Genomic DNA, 19,465 nt, shown 5'->3' with positions numbered 1-19,465 from the left:
TGCAATCATCAAGACTTTCCGCCGATAAGCCCTTACTTCTGTCAGTCAATCAGGCCCGTCAGGACAAAGGCATCGACTTCACGCAGCATCAGCATTGTGAGAGTGAGCATCATTGCATTGAGTCACGAAGCGTAGTTCAAGTCCCTGCCGTCTACGTCTTTACCCCCCGTCAAAGGTAGAATTGGACAGGCTTACAAACCCTGGTTGTGGTATACACTCATCGCCGCTTCTAGAACAAAGACCCACCGAAACCCGCTATTGCCCCAGTTCGCTTGCGGTCAATGCTGCCACGTTTGCCCACTATACCCGCGCTCATCGGGCATCGAGAACCAAATCCATTGGGGCTTGGATGTCGCTTTTGATGAAGAGGCCTCGCGTGTTTGTAAAGGCCATGCGCCCGAAACTCTCGCTCTGATTCGCCATGTCGCGCTTAACTGGTTGCGTCAAGACACTGCTGCTAAAGGAGGTATCAAGGCTAAACGCCTAAAAGCTGGGTAGGGCAACAGTTATCTCTTGCGGCTTTTAACTGCCTGAGTGTGCGTTTGCCCTGGCTCAGAAGCGCCTGCACTTAGTGCTCAGCCAGTGATTCGCTACAATAAAGTTCTACTATAATTAGAGTCTCACTTCAACAAAAATTGATGAATCAAGCGTTGAATACAGCATCAAATAAAATTGTTTTAGGCTTTCATGCTTTATCTGAGCCGTTGAGAGTGAGGACGATTGAGTTGCTGCGGAAGAAAGAACTGTGCGTGTGCGATCTTTGTGAACTTCTGGGCGTGACCCAATCCAAACTGTCGTTTCACCTGAAGACGCTGAAAGAAGCGGGTTTGATTCGGGGACGGCAAGAAGGTCGCTGGATTTATTACAGCCTTGATCTCACTCAATTTGTGGCACTAGAGCAATACCTGGCAGAATTCCGTCGCTTCAGTCCCATTCTGCCTGCACGCTCGTGTCAGGACGATCGCTGATCCATCAGGTTTTTTTTCGGGCGGTTAATCTGATGAACGGCTTGATAAATCAACTTTATTTGAAATGATAGAGAAAGGAATTTCTTTCTGACGGTGAGACGCTTACTATAAATCAATAAATATTGTTATGAATCAGTCTGTGATGTAAAGCTCAACTTTAAAGTGGCTTTCTTTCCTTGATCATTTCCTGAGCCTCTAGATTCTTCTGGCAATGGTGATCGGGGTCGCGCTAGGTCTTTCGTTCCCAGCGTGGAGTCCTTTATCCATCAGTTTCAAGTGGGCACGACGAATCTACCGATTGCGATCGGCTTGATTCTCATGATGTATCCACCGTTAGCGAAGGTGTACTACGAAGAGCTAGGCGGTGTTTTCCGTAACGGTAAGATTTTGAGTGTGTCGCTGCTGCTGAATTGGGTGATTGGGCCAGTGCTGATGTTTCTGCTGGCAATCACCTTTCTTAGAGGCAAACCAGAGTATATGGTAGGGCTAATTCTGATTGGTTTAGCTCGCTGCATTGCGATGGTCGTGGTTTGGAGTGATTTAGCACGAGGCAACACGGAATATACGGCTGGGTTGGTAGCCTTTAACAGCATTTTTCAGGTGATTTTTTACAGTCCGTTTGCCTGGTTTTTTCTCAATGTGCTGCCACCTATATTTGGCTTGCAAAGCAGCATGGTCAACGTCAGCATGGCTGAGATTGCCAAAAGTGTGTTCATCTATCTGGGCATTCCGTTTCTAGCTGGGTATTTCATACCGATTTAACGAATGACGGCTACAGATCAATCGGTGGGTAGGGGCAAGGCATTGCCTTGCCCCTACAGGATGTGTCGCATTTTCAATTCAAATTGGTATCACTCGGTTCGTTCTCGTCACGATCAGAGGCAAACGCTGGTATTACATGGAATTCATCCCGAAAATTAACCCGCCCACGCTCGTCGCATTGCTGTTTACGATCGTTGCCATGTTCAGCCTGCAAGGAGAAAAGATCGTGCAGATTCCCCTGGATGTGGCGCGTATTGCCGTCCCGTTGGTGATTTACTTTCTTTTGATGTTCCTAGTTAGCTTCTACATGGCGTGGCGGGTTAAGGCAGACTACTCCAAAGCGGCAAGCGTGGCGTTTACAGCGGCAGGCAACAATTTTGAGTTGGCGATCGCGGTTGCTGTTGCAATGTTTGGCATCAATTCTGGTACGGCATTTGCTGCGGTGGTTGGTCCTTTGGTGGAAGTACCTACTTTAATAACGCTGGTAAATTTGGCGTTTTGGTTTGAGCGGCGCTATTTCATGACGCGATCGAAAAATCTGTGATTTTTGGAGAGAATGTTGTGATGAAGCGGTGATGTTTGTGTGCAAGAAGCACTCGGCGCGATCGCAAATGGCAGAAGGGTTTGCGAATGCTCTTGGTGCTGGAACCATTGAAGTGACCAGTTCTGGTTTGGAAGCCAGCCAGGTGAGACTGGAAGCAATCGCCACGATGAAGGATGCGGGTATCGACATCAGTCGCCAAACCTCTAATACCAATTTGAATTGAAAATGCGACACATCCTGTAGGGGCAAGGCATTGCCTTGCCCCTACCCACTGATTGATCTGTAGCTGTCATTCGTTAAATCGGTATAAAGCCCTGAAAGATTTTAACCCTGAAGATTTCGACGTGGTGATTTCGCTGTGCGGGTGTGGCGTAAATTTGCCGTCTGCCTGGGTGATGCGCGATGTTTTTGAAGACTGGCAGTTGGATGACCCAGCCGAGCAGCCAGAAATTTTTCCTAGAGTACGCGATGAGGGGAAAGAGCGGGTAGTACAACTCATTGAGTCCCTCGAAACCGCACCTATTGTGTGAGGTAACCCATGAGCGCACCAGAAACGCCGTTGATTGCAGAGAACTTGTGGTAGCCATTCCAGGCAAACTCGCCGAAGTACACATATTAGAAGCTGAGCGAAGACGGCACCATAAAGGACTCGTCCAATCGCGATCGCATAGTGGATGTCATGGAGGCACTCTACAGGAGCAATTTTCTCCACTAACATTTTTCTCTACCAACGGTCTAAAGCAGTGGCGATCGCGCCGTGCAGTGCTTGAATTTTGACTGGTTTCAGAACGTAGCCAAAGGGAAAGGTGGTTTTGGCTCGGGCCAAGGTACTGTGATCAGAATGCCCGGTCACAAAGATGATGGGAATCTGAAGTTGGTTCCAGATAAACGCGGCGGCTTGAATACCATCTTGCTCACCCTCTAACCGAATATCCATGAGCACAATGCTGGGACGCAGGCTGACGACTTTGTGAATGGCCTCTTTAACCGAGGTCGCTGTACCCAGTACCTCATAGCCCAGTGACTCTAAATTCTCTTGCAGGTTGGCAGCAAGCACGTAGTTATCTTCCACGATCAAGATGCGGATCCGTGTTGAGATGGGGCTAGCAAGAGGCTCACGATCGCGGCTCATGGTTTAAGGTCTGCTGAAGGAAATGATAAAAGTGCTTCCTGGTTGAGCGTTAATGTTGAGTGTGCCTTGAAGTTGTTTGACTAAGCCTTGCACTAGGGTGATGCCTAGTGTTTTAGTTTGCTTAGGGTTAAAGTCTAGCGGTAACCCAACCCCGTTGTCTCCTACGCTAAAGGTGACAGTATGGTTGGAGTGTTGCCGAAACATGACCTGAATTTCACCCGGTTGCCCTTTTGGGAAGGCGTATTTGAGTGCATTCGTGACTAATTCATTGACGATTAAACCACAGGAGACAGCCGTATCAATATCGAGCGCAATCGGCTCGATTTGCATCGTCAGTTTAATTTGATTGGCATAGGTATTGTAGGAATTGAACAGGTGAGCAGTGAGATCGGCAATGTACTGCACAAAGTCAATGTTTGCGAGATCTTTAGAGCCGTAGAGCTTTTCGTGCACCAGCGCGATCGATGCGATGCGGTTCCGGCTTTCTTTTAAGGCGACGACGACATCTGGGTCGGACGATCGACGCAACTGCATGTGTAATAGACTATCCACAATGCTCAAATTATTTTTGACGCGATGGTGAATTTCTTTGAGCAGTACTTCTTTTTCGGCTAGCGATGCTTGAATGACGGTTTCTGCGCGTTTTCGCTCGGTAATATCCTGTTGAACCACGACAAAAACAGCACCGTAGTTTGGATGCTCAAAGACAGACGTAGTGGCCTGACACCAAAAGGGCGTACCATTTTTTTTGACATTTTGCACTTCATACGTCGCTCCACCCTGCTTTAGAATGGTATGGACCAGTAGCTCGTATGTTTCTGTGGTGTCGGTGTTTCGGTCTTCGTAGTTGACGATCGCGACATGCTGCCCAATCAACTCGTCGCCATCGTACCCAAACATCTGCTCAAACTTAGGATTGGCGTAAACAAAGAGGCCGTCGCTTACCTTGACCATGCAAATGCCTTCGGCCATGTTTCTTGCAATCAGGCTTTGAAGCTCTAGCTCTACTTCTGCTTGCTTGAGTCGAGTGATGTTACGCAGGCTGGCGACAACGCCCACAATCAAATGGTTTGCGGTGTAGTAGGGAGCGTAGGTAACGCTCAAAAACTGCCGTCCCAACGTGGGGCAGTCGCTCCACATCTCGTACTGGATGACCTGTCCTGCTAAACACTGATCTAAACGGGGTTTGACGATTTGTTCAAACACGTCTGGTGGCAGCAGGTTCGCAGCAGAAGAGCCGATCACTTCATCCTCTTGCTTGTGGTACCGATTGAGATAAGCCTGGTTGACTACCTGGTGGCGATAGTCGCGATCGAGCAGCAGGATGGCATCTGTGGTGGCAGAGACGATGCGTTCGTAGCGGCGGAGGGTTTCTTCTGCCGGTTTGCGTTCAGCGTTGTTGCGATCGCTCATATCCGTCACTCGTACCAGGTTCATCGCCCGTTCAGCAACCACGATCGGTTTGACCGCAATGTTTCCCCAAAAGCCATTCCCTTGACAGGTCACAAACTCAATTTCTCGGCTCCAGAGACCGCTCGACTGTATTTCGGCAGCAATGTTGCTCAGTTCCTTTTGAGAAAACTGGTTGCGTTGCAGCGTGTGTCCTTCAATGCCAACTAACTGCGCTGGGTCAACCGCTTGAAACAGCTCTACTGCCCGTCGATTGTAATCCAGGGTGAGGAGAGTTTGAGGATCAACCAGAAAGAGCGCGTCTGCTGATTCGTTAAAAATAGCCTCTCGCAAATCTCGACTGCGAGTGAGTTCTCTTTGAATGCGCTTGTGTTCAGCTACTTCCTGTTGCAAAGCACCGTTGGCTAGCTCTAGTTCTTTGGGGTTGGGAAATGCCAGAGCTTTGGGCACGATCAACACGAGCAGAATAGCCGTTGTGATCGAGATGCAAGCCGTTAATAGCTTGGCTATGCCTGAGAGCCAGTCACCAAACTGCCGCAACGGCCAGATTTCCAAGAGGTATGTAGTGCCGCAGGCAACAGTAAAGGCACTACACAGCAGAAAAAGCCAGCTAAAGGGAAGATCTCGCCGCTTACGAACAATATAAAACAGCGTGATTGGAATGGAGTAATAAGCAAGAGCGATGAGCGCATTTGAAAGAACGTGCAGCCCTAGCAGCGCAGGCTTCCCAAGAGAGCAATCCCCAAAAGAAACAAACGTATTGGTTCCAGCTAAAGGATTTATTACATTTAGCATCGTTCTACTCCAGGCTGATGGCACAGGCTTCTCAATCCTAATCATTCCGTGAGCAGTGCCAGAAGGTGAGAGAACGCCTATTTCTCTTTATGCCGCTGAATAAGGCGATGCGGCCCATCTTTATACTCCTGAAGTCACGTGCTAACCGTGATTAGAAGAGGCTTCGTTGCGGTCATGCTCTGAGGTCGCCAAAGTTCAGGACAAACGTGGTCTGTCCCATGCTGCTCTCAACACGGATCTGACCGCCCAGTCGTTCGGTAAGCTTTTTCACCAGTGCCAATCCCAACCCGGTACCTCCATGCTTCCAGGGATCGTTTTTGGGAATGCGGTAAAACTTGTCGAAGACGCGATCGCGCTCGGTCGGAGGAATTTCGACCCCGGAGTTACTGACGCGAAGCTCCAGAGCCGTGCTAATCGTTTGAGCCGACACGGTGATAGTTTCTCTAGCGGGCGTGTATTTACAAGCATTGTGGAGGAGCTCGGTCAGAATACGCTCCAAGAAAGATAAATCGGTCGTAAAAGGCGGCAAGTTGTCAGGTATATAAATCACTAATTGCTGCTGCTGTTGTTGGGTGCGTTCAATGAATGGTTCTACCAGATACAAGATATAGGATGAAAGGTCAATCTTGGTTAGTGTGAGCGGTTCAGTGCTAGCATCCAATCGCGCCAGATCCAGCAGATCATTGATCAGGTTGACCTCGCGTTTCACTTCGTCTCGCAAGATCTTTAAATACCGATTGGTGACATTTGTTTCATCGTCTAACACACCGCTCGGTGCCAGACTAATTTCTAACATTTGGATCGCCATCTTAATGCTGGACATGGGCGATCGCAATTCGTGAGAGACGGTGCTGAGGAAGTCATCTTTCAATTGATTCAGCCGCTCCAACTCCTTAACCTGTGCTTGAACGGCTTGATACAGGTAAGACTGCCGCAGGGCGATCGCAGTTTGAATGCCAAGTTGCTTGAGCAGACTTATTTCCCACTCTTGCCAGAGGCGTGGAGCGCTGTTTTGATAAACGGCCAGCAACCCCCAAAGCTGCTCATCCACGAAGATTGGCGCGATTGCATAGGCTTTAGCTTGAAATTGTTCTAACAAATCAATGTGACATTGTTGATGCCCGACACGATAAACATCACTCACGGCAAACGTTTCGTTATGTTGATAGCGCCCACCCTGAGTGTCTTGCAAGTGGGTATCTTGCCACACTCGCTGAATGTCTGGTTTGACTAGTGGTACCCACCCTTCACCGACTGATTCAGCGACAAAACTACCGCTCCAATCAGGCTTAAACTGAAAAACCGCGACGCGATCGGCTTTAAGAGTCTGGCGAGTTTCGCCCAGTACTGCCGCGAGCGTTTCCTCTACATTGAGGGAGCGATGGATGTTTTGGATGATCAGGCGCAGCAAGCGTTCCTGCTCTGCCTGTTGATGGAGCGACTGTGTCCGCTCCTGCACCCGTTGTTCCAGCTTCTGGTTGAGCTGTTCCAGTTTTTGATTCAGTCGTTGCAGTGCGGTTTCCGCCCGTTCGCGTTCCATAAGTTCTAGCTGTGACTGGCGATAAAGATCAGCCTGTTGGATCGCGATCGCGATTTGTGTTGCCAGTTGTTGTTGCAGTTCCACTTCTAAGGGTTCCCACTGTCGGGGCGATCGGCAATGCTGAGCGACTAAAAGCCCCCATAAATGGTCATCCTGAAGAATGGGCACCACCAGTTTTGCCCGTACCTGCATTCCTTCCAACAATGCCACATGACACGGATCAAACTGAGCGGTATAAATATCGTCGGTTGCTTTGACTCTGCCCTGTTCATAAGGTTGTCCCTGGGTATTCACAAAATAGGTATCGGTGATCTGCATGCCCAGGATTGATCGCCAGCCCTCTGCAACCGCTTCGGCGATAATGATGCCGCTCCAGTTTGGCTCAAACCGATAAATGATGACACGATCGGTCTGCAAGAACTGCCGTACTTCGGTCACAGTGGTCTGAAGGATATGATCTAAATCGAGGGTTTGACGAATCCGTTGGGCAATCGCCATGAGCAACCGTTGGCGCTCCACTTGCTGACGCAGGGATGCCTGTGTTCCCTTGAGAGCTGTAATATCGGTGGCAATGCCCAGTAATCGCTGCGGCACGCCTTCAGGGGTACGGCTAAAAACGCGATCGCGGCTAAGCAACCAGCGGTAGTCTCCTGCCTTGTGGCGCATGCGGTAAGTGGTTTCGATATATTCATCATCTTGCGCCGCTAAAAGGCGTTGCTGATCAACCATCACGTTGGGCACATCCTCTGGATGGATTAGCAGCCGAAAGATCGCTCCGCCCATCTCACGAATCTCGTCGGGAGTGTAACCCAAAACAGCTTCAACCTGTTGATTGGCGTAAATGTTGCGTTGTTCAAGCAAGTCGTAGATATACAGAATGGCTAGCGTTGATCGGGCAATCTGTTCTGTAAACTCCTGTTGCTCAACTAGAGCCGTTTCGGCGGCTTTACGATCGCTGATATCCATCAGCAACCCATCCCAGGCGAACCCTTCGGGTGATGCGATTGCCTGAGAATGTCCTTGAATCCACTTCTGTCGCTCTGCTGGGGTAGTAATGCGTCCTTCCCAGTGCCAGGGCAGGAAATGCTCTACCGCGTGATTGACAGAGGCGAGAAAACCAGGCAAATCGTCTGGGTGAATCAAGGTGATAAAGGCATCCGCACTTTGCAGGAGATCTTCTGGCGCTAATTCCAGCAGTTCGTAGGACTGATGACTCACAAACGTAAAGTGATGTGGGCAATCCGGCGTGGCTGGAATGTAGCGATAGACCATCCCTGGCATGTTGGCGACTAAAACCTCGAACTTAGCTTGACTAAACTGAAGCGCAACTTCGGCGGTTTTGCGATCGGTAATGTCTTGAGACACCCCAACCACTCGGTAGGGCTGACCAGTTGCGTCTGCTATAGGGAAGGCTCGCTCCCAGATCCAGCGGATGGTGCCATCCGGGTGCAGTAGGCGATATTCGTGGTCAAAGCCCGTGTACCGCTGCTGTTCAATAATCGCGATGACTTGAGCGCGATCGTCTGGATGAACGGCTTCGAGAAACGACTGGGGCTGCTCGTAAAGGCTGGCACAACTACGTCCCCACATCTCCTCGTAGGTTGGACTGATGTAGATGATGCGGGTGAAGTTGATATCTGCCATCCAAAAGACTTCCTGGATGTTGGTTGCCATCTGGCGAAAGCGTTCTTCACTTTCCCGTAGGGCTTCTTCTGCTAGCTTGACATCCGTCAGTTCATGGACATTGACAACCACACCCGCGATCGTGCGGTCTCTGTTTAAGTACGGTGTATAGGTCGCTCTAATGTAGCGCCGCTGTCCATCGGGATACTGTTGCCATGTCTCAAACGTTTGCTGAGCCTCTTCAGCAAGGCAACGATCCAACCGGGGTTTAGATACTGTCTCAAAAAAGGTCTGCCCTAACAACTCGCTGACAGAGTGTCCAACAATTTCGTCATAGGTTTTCTGATTCCAGTTGAGATACGTCTGGTTCACAACCTGATAGACGTAGTGGCGATCGATGAGTGAAACGCAATCGGGTGTCGCAGAAAGAATACGCTCATAGTGACGTAGGATCGCTTCTGACTGTTGTCGCTCTAGCTCCGAGGTGGCTCTTACCGCAAAAGTCGTCAAGACTTCTTGAATAAACGGAACGTTGGTGATCGGTTGGTTGCTAATGACACCCACAAACCCAATGGCTGTTCCTGTTGAGTTGATAAGGGGAATCCCTGCATAACCTTCTCCGCCTAGAGTCAGCAAGGTCAAATCATTTGGAAATCGTTGCTGAAGGGAGTCTGTGTACAGACAAAAACCCTGCTCCACCACCTGTTCAGAGGGTGTGCCGTCTAGGGGATACTCTACTCCGTCTAGAGATTGACCGTTGCCTGGCCCAGCCATGATTCTCACATATCTGTTTCCTGGTCCGATTAACTCACCCACGAAGGCTTGATCCATCTTCAGTAGACGAATGAGGTACAGCACGAGCGACTGAAAGAATGCCTTCCCGACAGCGGCTGAGACGCCCTGTGCAATATTTTGGGTCAGGTCTTCTTTCTGTTTGCGATCAGTCACATCCTGTGCGGTTCCAACCAGCCCAACGACGGCTCCTTGAGTGTTGACAACGGCCTCCCCCCTCCCTTCCACCACCCGAATAGAGCCATCCGGACGCTGAGCTTTAAACTCAATGGCGTATGGTTCACCTGTTAACAGGGACTGTTGCACTGTGGTTTGAAAGCGACTACGGTCTTCTGGGTGAATGAGCTGAATGTATGCTGTCAGGTCAGGTTCTGGCTGCGTTGGATCAAGTCCGTACAGATGAAACAGCTCCTCTGACCAACTAATGCTTTCAGTTGCGACATCAAAACGCCAGTTGCCAATCTGGGCAACTCGTTGAGCTGTGACAAAATCTTCACTTTTATGCCCCGACTGTGCTGCATGCTCTCGATCGCGCAGGCCCGTTTGCTGAATGGCAACCTCCAGTTGCAGAGCGATCTGGTGTAAGAGCTGCACTTCTAAAGGGAGCCATTCTCGTGGGGTGTGATGAGGCTGAACAAGCAAAAAACCCCACAAGGTATCTCGGTTGAAAAGTGGCTCTAGTAGGGCTGTATGCTCCTGTAAAACGTTGACCTGTTCAGCACCACAAGCGATTATGCTTTGACTAGAACTGTCTAAAAGGAGACTGGCCCGCCTCTGCTTGTAGTGTTCCAACCAGGCAACATCAAGATTAGGGGCATCGAGCCGTTGACCAAGTTGTGACGGTTGGTTTACGTCAGTCGACTCCAAGGTTACAACGACATCCTGTCTCTCTAAAACCTGGCAAACCAGCACACGATCGGCTGATAAAAGGGGCCTGATCTCGTCGATCGCCCATCGCAAAATGCTCTCTAGTTCCTGGCTCTGCTGGATCTGGAGGGTGATGGCGGAAACGTTCCTTAGAATGCTTTCCAACGAAACGAAGGAGAATACTTGGCCTTTAGACACCTCAAAACCTTGAAATACTGAGTAGCATTTCTAACACGCTGTGTTGCTATTAGTATTCGGCAGAAAGCATTTCTCTGATGCACCCAATTATAAAACAACACAATTCAGGCAGCAAGAATTCAAGTCTTTCGCCTGAAAACGCTGTTGCGAGATGCTTTCAGCAAAATAACCTTTCATAAAGAGACTAAGTGGCAGCATAAAAACCGTGTAGCTTTTCATACATGACTACGTGCTTTAGAGGCATTAACTGCCAATACCTAAGCGTCCTGCAAGGCTAGGAGTCAGCGGTAGCAAGGTCACGATCATCAAGAACAACGCCAGCAACCCTAGAGCGGCTCTGGTGTCGTCTGGTTCAGTAAGTTCGTTTTGGCTAGGACGCTCTAGCTCTCGTTGTAGAAACAGCACGACGATCGCCCAGTACAACGCCAGCGGATTCACGATCGACGCCAGACCCAGCACAATGATGGAGCCGATCGTAGTCCGTCCGGCAATTTTGCGTCCGTAAATTGCTTGTACGATCCGTCCACCATCCAGTTGTCCTGCTGGCAACAGGTTGAGCGCGGTAATCACCAAACCTAGCCACCCCAAAACGACGAGAGGATGCACATCGACGATCGGCTGCTGAAGTGATTCTCGCAGCACGACCCGCGTGAGCGTACCGACTAAGATCGAACCCTGGAAAAACTCAGTTGGGATTTGAAACAAGCTGCCTTTATGCGACAACAGTAGTCCAGCGACCAGCATTCCCAACGAGAGAATGCCACCTGCGGCTGGCCCTGCGATTGCAAGATCAAATAAGACACTGCGGTTAGGCAAGACCGATTCAAAGCGGGTCACGGCTCCAAACGAGCCAATCTGCCAGGTGGGAATGAAAAACGGTAGGCTGAGACGAACCTGATAGCGACGTGCCAGCACCCAATGCCCTAACTCATGCACAGCAAGCACGCTGAGAATACCTGCTGCTAGCGGTAATGCCTCTGCAAATCGATGGGGAGATGTGAAGAAGTCGAAGCCGAGCATGAGTCCACCGCTTTCGAGACTGGCGGCGATCGTTGCCAGGAGCAGGAGTACTGCCACTCCTTTCTGAAATAGAGTCGATGGCAGTGGGTCACGGCTACTCGGTAGTACGATGACCACAGGCTTACTATCCTGCCCTTCGACAAGAAATAACCGATAGCGAGGCTGTTGCGGATCGGTTTCGCTGGCACCGACTTTCTCCAGCAACTGTTCTGACAGTCGGGCAACCGTTGCTTCGGCATCTCCGCGCAAATTGCCCTTCAAAATCACCCCTTCTTGATAGGGGATGGTTTCAGTGACGAAAAATGTGTCGATCCCAAAAACGCTCTGGATTGCCTTCAGGTCTGCGGTTGGAATGGGAATAATGTCAGAGGCGGGGAGTTCTTCGGCTGGTTTTGTCGCCTGTTCCTGCGCCACTGAAGAGGCTGATGCCGTGCCGTCGGCATTGCTAGCGGTGGTTGGTGCGTTGGGATCTTCGGCATTGGCGATCGCGCTGGCTCGACGGGAGAGTGCTTCAGTTTGAGCGATCGATCGCAGTCGGTTGCCCAGGTAAATGTAAAGACCTGTGGACAACACAAACAAAAACAGCACGCTGACGATGTTGAGATAAATGCCCACGATCGACAGACCAAAAAACAGTAGCCAGGGCGCAATCAGTACGACAGATTGCAGCCAGGCAACTAATCCCAGTTTGCCGAATGGTTTGGCGCGGTAAAAGCCCCAGCCCAGAAACCCCAGCGCGACCAGCACAGTGATGGCAGTAATCATTCCCAACCTTTACGAGAGACGTTTTGATCCTTTAAAAGCGAAACCGGTCTGTTTCTAGAAGTTAGGAGTCAGAAGGTGAGTTTCTGAACAATAGTTTCTACATCCTGGATTGATCGAGACTCAGACGGCTGCTCTGCATGAGTGCCATTCCTTAATCTACCTGAATCGGGTGCTGACAGAATGCTACTAAAAGTAAAGGCAGTCCGTTGGGCTGCCTCTGAGGATGATTGGTCTGAGCGATCGAGGCTACTTTTTCTTCTTGCCGCCCTTCCCTTCCTTCTTCTCCTCTTTGGGAGCTTCCTCTAGTTTAGGAGCTTCAGCAGCAGGCTCTGCTTTCGGCGCGGTGGTACCAAGCTGAGCGGCAACTTCGGCGGCAAAGTCGGACTCTTCTTTCTCGATGCCTTCACCCAACACAAAGCGCACAAAGCGGCGCACCTGGATGTTTTCACCCAGTTGAGCGACGTTTTGCTTTACCAGCTCATCCACCGTGATATTTTGGTCACGGATATAGGGCTGATCGAGTAGACAAAGCTCTTTCAGTCGCTTTTCAATGCGACCCTGCACAATCTTTTCTTTGATCGCTTCGGGTTTGCCGCCCAGATCGTCGCGTCCCATTTCGATCGCCTTTTCGCGATCGACGATCTCTGCGGGGATGTCAGCAATCTTCACATACTCAACTTGCTGCGATGCCACAATTTGCTTGGCAATATCCTGCACCAGCTTTTTAAAGGCTTCGTTCCGCGCCACAAAGTCGGTCTGGCAGTTGACTTCGACCAGCACACCCACGCGGCTACCCGTGTGAATGTAGCTATCGACAATGCCTTCAGCCGCCACTTTGCCTGCTTTCTTCTCAGCCGAAGAAATGCCTTTTTTACGGAGCCAATCGGCGGCTTGTTCCAGATCGCCGCCCGTTTCTGTGAGCGCTTTTTTGCAGTCCATCATTCCTGCGCCCGTTTTTTGGCGCAGTTCACCGACTAATTTTGCTGTGATTTCCGCCATTACCCTTTCCCACTCTGCAAGTTTTGAGTTTTAAGTGTTGAGTGTTAAGTGATCAGTCTTGCTTTCAAAACTCATCACTCAACACTCTTAACTGAATTTACGCTTCGGATTCGTCGCCGTCTTCGGGAATAAACGAGGTGTCGTTATCTTCGTAGTCGAAGTCTTCCTCGCCGCCTTCGTAGTCTTCGTACTCGTCATCAGACTCAAGCTGCCCATGACGACCTTCGTAGATTGCGTCTGCCAGTCTACCTACAATTAGCTTAATCGAACGGATGGCATCGTCATTCGCAGGAATGGGCACATCCACCAAATCAGGGTCGCAGTTGGTGTCGAGCAGGGCCACGATCGGCAGCGAAAGCTTCTGACACTCCTGCACAGCGTTGTACTCGCGCTTTTGATCCACCATGATGATGATGTCGGGCACTTTGCGCATGGCTTTGATGCCGCCCAGATATTTCTGGAGCTTTTCTAGCTCACGTCGCAGCACCGAGGCTTCTTTTTTGGGCAGCAGATCCAGTCCACCCGTTTCCTCCCGACGCTCTAACTCTTTGAGGCGATCGACGCGGGTTTTGATCGTTACCCAGTTGGTGAGCATGCCGCCCAGCCAGCGCTGGTTGACATAATAAGCACCACAACGCGATGCTTCTTGTGCCACGATCCCAGCGGCCTGACGCTTGGTGCCGATGAAGAGGAACTTCTTACCCTGTTCAGATGCAGTGCGAACATAGTTGTACGCTTCATCCATTAACCGGGCAGTTTGCACTAGGTCAATAATATGTACGCCATTACGAGCGGTGTAGATATACGGATCCATTTTGGGGTTCCAGCGACGGGTTTGGTGCCCAAAGTGAACCCCAGACTCTAGCAATTGAGCCAACGAAACAACTGGCATTTGGTTTGAACTCCTGATTCGGGTTAATCCTCCACCCAGGAGCACCTTGAAGAGTTTTTAGCTTTTAGTTGTTGGTTGTTAGATTTCCAGAGCATCTCTGTCTAACAACTAAAAACTAACCTCTAACAACTATCTTTAGGCACCCGAAATCCTGGATGTGCGATTTTAGACAACTCCCCTAGGGTAGCACGCTGGGGAATCGTGTAACGCGGTACTGAGGTAAGTTAACCGACTCGCCAACGGTGGTTTACCGATGTCATTACTTCGATGTCTGTAGGAGAATGATTGTCTGGAGCCAGAATAGGTTTTGGCTGAACAACAGTTATGTTCGATGCAGGTACGTTAACGTTTCGAGAGTTTATGATGCGTGAATCATTGCCATTAGCAACGATTCAAAACTCGGTGCTGGAGTTTTCGCGCGATCGCAATGATGCAGTGATTTTTGGCGCTCAAGCGGTCAATGCTTACGTTGGCGAACCTCGTATGACGCAAGACATTGATCTCCTCTCAACCCGTGCTAGAGAATTAGCCGAAGAACTGCGAGAGCATCTAAGTCAGCAGTTCCACATTGCTGTGAGCGTGCGAGAAGTTGGAGATGGACGAGGCTACCGTTTATTTCAAGTTCAAAAGTCTGGAAATCGTCACCTTGTTGACCTGCGCCCTGTTGAAACCTTACCGTCGGCACAACGTATCGAGCAGGTGCTAATCCTGTCGCCCGCTGAGCTAATTGCGAGTAAGGTCATTGCCTATCATCAACGACGCGGTAAGCCTAAGGCGGGAACTGATTGGCGTGATCTGGCAATGCTGCTGCTGACGTTCCCCAAACTCAAAGCGGACTCTGGTGCTGTGATGAGTTGTCTACAAGCTGCCAATGCTGAGGCGGCGATACTAACTGTTTGGCGAGAATTGGTCGCGCAAGACATTCAGGCAACTGAGGACGAAGACGAATTTTGAAGGCTAACTATCACTCACTTCAACGGTTAGACTGCATTTCGCCATACGCTTCGTAAACGCCCTGGACGTTGTACCAGTTGAGAAAGATGCGGGCGACTTCGAGGGCGAGTTGGGGTTTGCCTTGATCGATCAGCCATTGCAGGAAGGGTGCCATCGTTCGTTCGTTGAGCCGTCCGCCGATCGACAGTACACCCCACAGCACCCGATGAATCCAGGTCATCTGGATCATCATGCGTACATTCCAGGTGGGGTGCTTCTGGTAAAACAGCACACCCATCTTGCCGCGTTGGATTTCTTTGTCAATCAAGTTCGGCAGTTGGTTTAGAGCAAACGGTGGATGCCAGTGATAGCCAACCGCATCGGGACATTTAATCAGCGTTAAACCCAGTTGCTTCAAGCGAACGCCTAACTCTAGATCTTCCCAGCCGTAGAGTTGAAACCGCGTGTCGAAGAGTCCCGCTTTTTCCAGCCAGACACGGGCGATCGCCACGTTTCCGGTGGCAAAATACGCCGCTGAAAAGTCGGTAATCTTGTAAGTTTCTGCAGTGGGGTTGTCGAAGTTGGCAGTGTTGATAACGCGACCGTAGGTGAAGATGGGAGTAGGGAGTGGGGAGTGTTGAGTGTTGAGTGTTGAGTGTTGAGTGTTGAGTTGCTTTTGGCTCTTGCCCCCTGGCCCCTGTCCCCTTTGAAGACCGTCTGCATGTGCTTGCAAAAACCCTTCCGTCACAACGAGATCGCTGTCAATAAAAATAATGGTGTCGCCAGAGGCTTTTTCGACTCCCAAATTACGGGCAGCGGCGGGGCCTTGATGGTCTTGCTGAAAGAGACGCACGTGAGGGTAAGTGCTGGCGTTTGCTTGTAACCAATCTACGGTGCCATCGGTGGAACCATCATCGACGACGACAATTTCGTAGCCTGCGATCGCGCCAGCATCAAACTGCTGATGCTCCAACGCTTTCAGGCATTTCTCTAAAATTGGTTTGCGGTTGTAGGTCGGAATGACCACACTGAAAAACACGGCGACTCCTAGAAAGTTGTTAGTTGTTAGCTGCATTAGAAAGTTTTGAGTTGAAAGAGAAGAATGAGAGATTTAGCCTTTAGCCTTTAACCTTCAGCCTCCCTTTCCCCCTCCGCTTCCCCTGCCTCCCTGCCCCCTCCGCTTCCCCTGCCTCCTACCCTCTACCTTCATTTGTTAGTTTGTCGATCGCATCGTGCATTCTAACAACTGACAACCAACAACTCCCCTGCCGTGACTAAACACATTCTGCTGTATGCGTCGCCTGCGATCGGCGGACTTTTGCAATACAACCATGCGATTGTATGTGCCTTAGCCACTCTAGGCTACCAGATGACGCATGTGCAGGATATTCCTGACGGGCTGGTAGAGCTTTTTGGTTCCGCTGGTATGGAACGAGTACGGCTACGAGCAGATTGGTTTGTGGCTCAGCAAAAGCAGGTTGGCATTCAGCAGCACGTTTGGCTGGAGGCGGCAAAGGCCGTCGATGCCGAGAAGGTGATAACTGAGGCGAAACCAGATTTGCTAATTGTGAGTAATGGGGGGCCGATCGCGAACTTTGCGCCTAAACAGGTTGCGATCAATCATGGCATTCCGTTCATCATTGTGGAACACTTGGTGCATCCAGTGAAGCCGAGAGAGGTACCGGAAGCGTATGCGGCGCTGGCAAAGCAGTACGATGCTGCAAAGGCTGTCATTGCCGTTTCGGAGGATAATTTGCGGTTGCTGCGAAAGTTGTTTGGGCTGGCGGAAGACAAAGGACAGGTGATTTACTGTGGGCGACCAGCCGCTTATTTTCAGCCACCCAATTTAACGGTGCGATCGCGCCTGCGTCAGCATTGGCATATTCCTGAGGATGCGGTTCTCTGCTTCACGGCTGCCCGCATGGACATCATCAAGGGCTATCAGTATCAAATCGGTGCGATCAAGCAACTCAAGCAAACGCCCGTTTGGGATCGTCTCTACTTTGCCTGGGCGGGAACGGGAACGTTGGCTGATCATTTTAAGCAAACGGTAAAACAGGCTGGCGTGAGCGATCGCGTCAAGTTTCTGGGCGAACTGGATGACATCAACGACTGGCTGGATGCCAGCGACATTTTTCTGCTGCCATCTGAATCAGAAGGACTGCCATTGGCGATGATGGAAGCGATGGCAAAAGGATTGCCTGTGGCAGCTTCAGCAGTAAGTGGTGTACCAGAAGGGTTGGGCGATACGGGAAAACTGCTGACTTCCCCGATGTTTGGCAACTTCCAATCCACCATTCAAGAGTTGGTTGCCATCTTGAAGGACTGGGCAGGTGATGCAGCACTCCGTCAACAGGTTGGGCAGGCGTGTAAACAACAGGCAGAAACCATGTTCCGCGAAGAACGGATGATTGAAGAAACGGTGGCGATCGTGCGATCGGTTCTGTTCTGACAGTAGCACAGGGTTGTTGAGCAAAAAATGAAACGAACACAAGCTTTGAGTTGTCATTGGAGCAGCAGTGCAAGCAATCATTTTTGTGGGTATTCAAGCAAGTGGTAAATCAACGTTCTACAGTCAACGTTTTTTTCAAACACACATTCGCATTAACCTGGACATGCTCAAAACTAGACATCGAGAAAAACGTCTTTTGGAGACTTGTCTTGAGATTGATCAGCCATTTGTTATTGATAATACAAACCCAACACTCGAAGAGCGTAAACGTTATATTGAGCCAGCGAAGAGGCAAGGCTTTTATGTTGTTGGCTACTATTTTGAATCGAAAATAGCCGATTCAATTCAACGCAATCAAAGTCGAACTCTAGAATATCAAGTTCCAGAAAAAGGAATTAGAGGGACACATGCACGTTTGATACTCCCAAAATATATAGAAGGTTTTAACGAGCTTTACTATGTTCAATTACTACCTGAAGGTACATTCACAGTGAAGGAGTGGGTTGATTAAATTTGAAGAGTTGGATACAAAACTGAGAACTTTTGAGACAGCCCATGATTTCTGCGTCCTGCCAGAGCTTTTTATGGTAGCGCGGATTGATGGACGTAACTTTACACATCTGACAAAAGAAACGCATAAGTTTGAAGCACCCTTCGATCCCAAATTCCGAGACTGTATGGCGATGGCGGTAGAACATCTCATGAACTGTGGCTTTCGTATAATTTACGGCTACACACAGAGCGATGAAATATCACTCTTGTTACACAAAGATGAAGAAAGTTTTGGTCGAAAATTGCGGAAGCTTAATTCGATTTTTGCAGGTGAGGCAAGTGCAAAACTTTCTCTATCACTTGGTAGTATTGCAGCATTCGACTGCCTAATTTCTCAGCTTCCTACACTTAACTTGGTGGTTGATTACTTCCGTTGGCGGCAGGAAGATGCTCATCGCAATGCCTTAAATGCTCATTGTTACTGGACACTACGAAAAGATGGCGCAACCGCTGAAACGGCAACTGAAAAACTAGACAGGCTTTCTGTAGGTGATAAAAATGAATTGCTTTATCAACAAGCTGGAATCAATTTCAATAATTTACCTAACTGGCAAAAGCGTGGTGTCGGTTTGTACTGGGAATCGTATCAGAAAAAAGCCACCAATCCATCAACGGGAGAGGACGTTTTCGCTGTAAGAAGACGCATCAAGGTTGACATGGAGCTTCCTATGAAAAATGATTACAGCGAATTTGTTAGAGATTTGGTGCTTCAAGCGCATCCAGATCTAGCAAGTGTTGAGAGCCGCAACTCGGCAATTTGATAACGAAGTCTGTGTTATCTCAGCTAAGCCGATACCAGCTTTTGTTGATCAAAAATTCTTATTTGACTAGAGTTTCATCGCCTGAGATGATGCCAACCCGATCGCTCAACTCTTTCAATTGCTCATTTAACTCTCGCTGCCGTTGAATCAACGTATCAAAATCAGTGCGAGTCGCAAAATTGGCTTTGTTAAACTCTAATTGCTGATTCACCTGATCCAGACACGCATTCATTCCTGCGGCAAATTCGTAGCGGGTGAGGGGTCGATCGCCCTCATAGAGTCCATTTGAAGTGCCAGAAAGACAGCCTGATGCTGGCTGTGCGAGAACTGGTTGGGCGGTAGCGGCTGTGATGTGAACCGCGATCGCCAGCGGCACTGCAAGGGTCAGGTAGGGCAATAGTTTTGGGATAAACTGCATTATGGCGATCGCTCCTTCCGTGCGGCTTTTCCAGCTTAGCAA

The 19,465-nt window shown here is 49.7% G+C and carries 17 protein-coding genes; 9 read left to right on the top strand and 8 right to left on the bottom strand.

What is annotated here, in order from left to right; all coding sequences use genetic code 11:
* The first annotated feature begins 638 nt into the window (after window positions 1-638).
* The 5 genes from AC5JLP_RS22060 (at window position 639) to AC5JLP_RS22040 (ending at window position 2,804) form a co-directional block, all read left to right on the top strand.
* The gene (locus AC5JLP_RS22060) at window positions 639-968 is read left to right on the top strand and encodes an ArsR/SmtB family transcription factor (RefSeq protein WP_496070108.1); all 330 of its coding nucleotides are present in this window, start codon (window positions 639-641) and stop codon (window positions 966-968) included.
* Window positions 969-1,217: 249 nt separating this feature from the next.
* Window positions 1,218-1,730 carry an arsenic resistance protein gene (locus AC5JLP_RS22055; RefSeq protein WP_496070107.1) on the top strand — a complete coding sequence of 171 codons (513 nt, stop codon included), beginning with the start codon at window positions 1,218-1,220 and terminating at the stop codon, window positions 1,728-1,730.
* A gap of 136 nt (window positions 1,731-1,866) precedes the next feature.
* Complete coding sequence (locus AC5JLP_RS22050) at window positions 1,867-2,274, top strand: arsenic resistance protein (RefSeq protein WP_496070106.1); 408 nt, start codon at window positions 1,867-1,869, stop codon at window positions 2,272-2,274.
* A gap of 31 nt (window positions 2,275-2,305) precedes the next feature.
* The gene (locus tag AC5JLP_RS22045; RefSeq protein WP_496070105.1) at window positions 2,306-2,497 is read left to right on the top strand and encodes an arsenate reductase/protein-tyrosine-phosphatase family protein; all 192 of its coding nucleotides are present in this window, start codon (window positions 2,306-2,308) and stop codon (window positions 2,495-2,497) included.
* A gap of 121 nt (window positions 2,498-2,618) precedes the next feature.
* On the top strand, window positions 2,619-2,804 hold the full coding sequence (locus tag AC5JLP_RS22040) for a low molecular weight phosphatase family protein (protein ID WP_496070104.1): 186 nt from the start codon (window positions 2,619-2,621) through the stop codon (window positions 2,802-2,804).
* A 194-nt stretch (window positions 2,805-2,998) separates the two neighbouring features.
* Here the strand turns inward: AC5JLP_RS22040 and AC5JLP_RS22035 are convergent, their stop codons facing one another.
* The 6 genes from AC5JLP_RS22035 to rpsB all read right to left on the bottom strand — a co-directional run bounded on the left by AC5JLP_RS22035 (window position 2,999) and on the right by rpsB (window position 14,307).
* Window positions 2,999-3,406: a response regulator gene (locus AC5JLP_RS22035; protein WP_496070103.1), complete on the bottom strand. Its 408-nt coding sequence runs from the start codon at window positions 3,404-3,406 to the stop codon at window positions 2,999-3,001.
* Window positions 3,407-3,409: 3 nt separating this feature from the next.
* Window positions 3,410-5,611: a PAS domain S-box protein gene (locus AC5JLP_RS22030; RefSeq protein ID WP_496070102.1), complete on the bottom strand. Its 2,202-nt coding sequence runs from the start codon at window positions 5,609-5,611 to the stop codon at window positions 3,410-3,412.
* Between the two features lie 172 nt (window positions 5,612-5,783).
* A complete protein-coding gene (locus AC5JLP_RS22025; protein WP_496070101.1) occupies window positions 5,784-10,631 on the bottom strand; it encodes a PAS domain-containing protein in 4,848 nt (1,615 codons plus the stop codon).
* 243 nt (window positions 10,632-10,874) lie between these two features.
* Window positions 10,875-12,416: a site-2 protease family protein gene (locus tag AC5JLP_RS22020; protein WP_496070100.1), complete on the bottom strand. Its 1,542-nt coding sequence runs from the start codon at window positions 12,414-12,416 to the stop codon at window positions 10,875-10,877.
* Between the two features lie 246 nt (window positions 12,417-12,662).
* Window positions 12,663-13,415, bottom strand: coding sequence for a translation elongation factor Ts (gene tsf, locus AC5JLP_RS22015; RefSeq protein ID WP_496070099.1), 753 nt, complete (start codon window positions 13,413-13,415; stop codon window positions 12,663-12,665).
* A 97-nt stretch (window positions 13,416-13,512) separates the two neighbouring features.
* Window positions 13,513-14,307, bottom strand: coding sequence for a 30S ribosomal protein S2 (rpsB, locus tag AC5JLP_RS22010; RefSeq protein WP_496070098.1), 795 nt, complete (start codon window positions 14,305-14,307; stop codon window positions 13,513-13,515).
* Between the two features lie 360 nt (window positions 14,308-14,667).
* On the opposite strand from rpsB, the gene AC5JLP_RS22005 reads away from it, so the two are divergent.
* Window positions 14,668-15,261, top strand: coding sequence for a nucleotidyl transferase AbiEii/AbiGii toxin family protein (locus AC5JLP_RS22005; protein ID WP_496070097.1), 594 nt, complete (start codon window positions 14,668-14,670; stop codon window positions 15,259-15,261).
* A gap of 19 nt (window positions 15,262-15,280) precedes the next feature.
* Here AC5JLP_RS22005 and AC5JLP_RS22000 read toward each other — a convergent pair whose 3' ends face one another.
* Window positions 15,281-16,279 carry a glycosyltransferase family 2 protein gene (locus tag AC5JLP_RS22000; RefSeq protein WP_496070110.1) on the bottom strand — a complete coding sequence of 333 codons (999 nt, stop codon included), beginning with the start codon at window positions 16,277-16,279 and terminating at the stop codon, window positions 15,281-15,283.
* Between the two features lie 231 nt (window positions 16,280-16,510).
* Here AC5JLP_RS22000 and AC5JLP_RS21995 point away from each other — a divergent pair, with 231 nt between their 5' ends.
* From AC5JLP_RS21995 to AC5JLP_RS21985, 3 genes are all read left to right on the top strand, one after another.
* Window positions 16,511-17,692 (top strand): glycosyltransferase family 4 protein, encoded by a 1,182-nt coding sequence (locus tag AC5JLP_RS21995; RefSeq protein WP_496070096.1) that lies wholly within the window; start codon window positions 16,511-16,513, stop codon window positions 17,690-17,692.
* A 67-nt stretch (window positions 17,693-17,759) separates the two neighbouring features.
* Window positions 17,760-18,203: an AAA family ATPase gene (locus tag AC5JLP_RS21990; RefSeq protein WP_496070095.1), complete on the top strand. Its 444-nt coding sequence runs from the start codon at window positions 17,760-17,762 to the stop codon at window positions 18,201-18,203.
* On the top strand, window positions 18,196-19,005 hold the full coding sequence (locus AC5JLP_RS21985; RefSeq protein ID WP_496070094.1) for a tRNA(His) guanylyltransferase Thg1 family protein: 810 nt from the start codon (window positions 18,196-18,198) through the stop codon (window positions 19,003-19,005). The genes AC5JLP_RS21990 and AC5JLP_RS21985 overlap by 8 nt, the downstream gene beginning before the upstream one ends.
* Window positions 19,006-19,063: 58 nt before the next feature.
* Here AC5JLP_RS21985 and AC5JLP_RS21980 read toward each other — a convergent pair whose 3' ends face one another.
* Complete coding sequence (locus tag AC5JLP_RS21980; RefSeq protein WP_496070093.1) at window positions 19,064-19,423, bottom strand: hypothetical protein; 360 nt, start codon at window positions 19,421-19,423, stop codon at window positions 19,064-19,066.
* Between the last annotated feature and the right edge of the window lie 42 nt (window positions 19,424-19,465).

Source organism: Stenomitos rutilans (assembly GCF_059505485.1).
The sequence above is the reverse complement of the archived record's forward strand: the minus strand, read 5'-3'. Positions and strand labels throughout refer to the sequence as shown.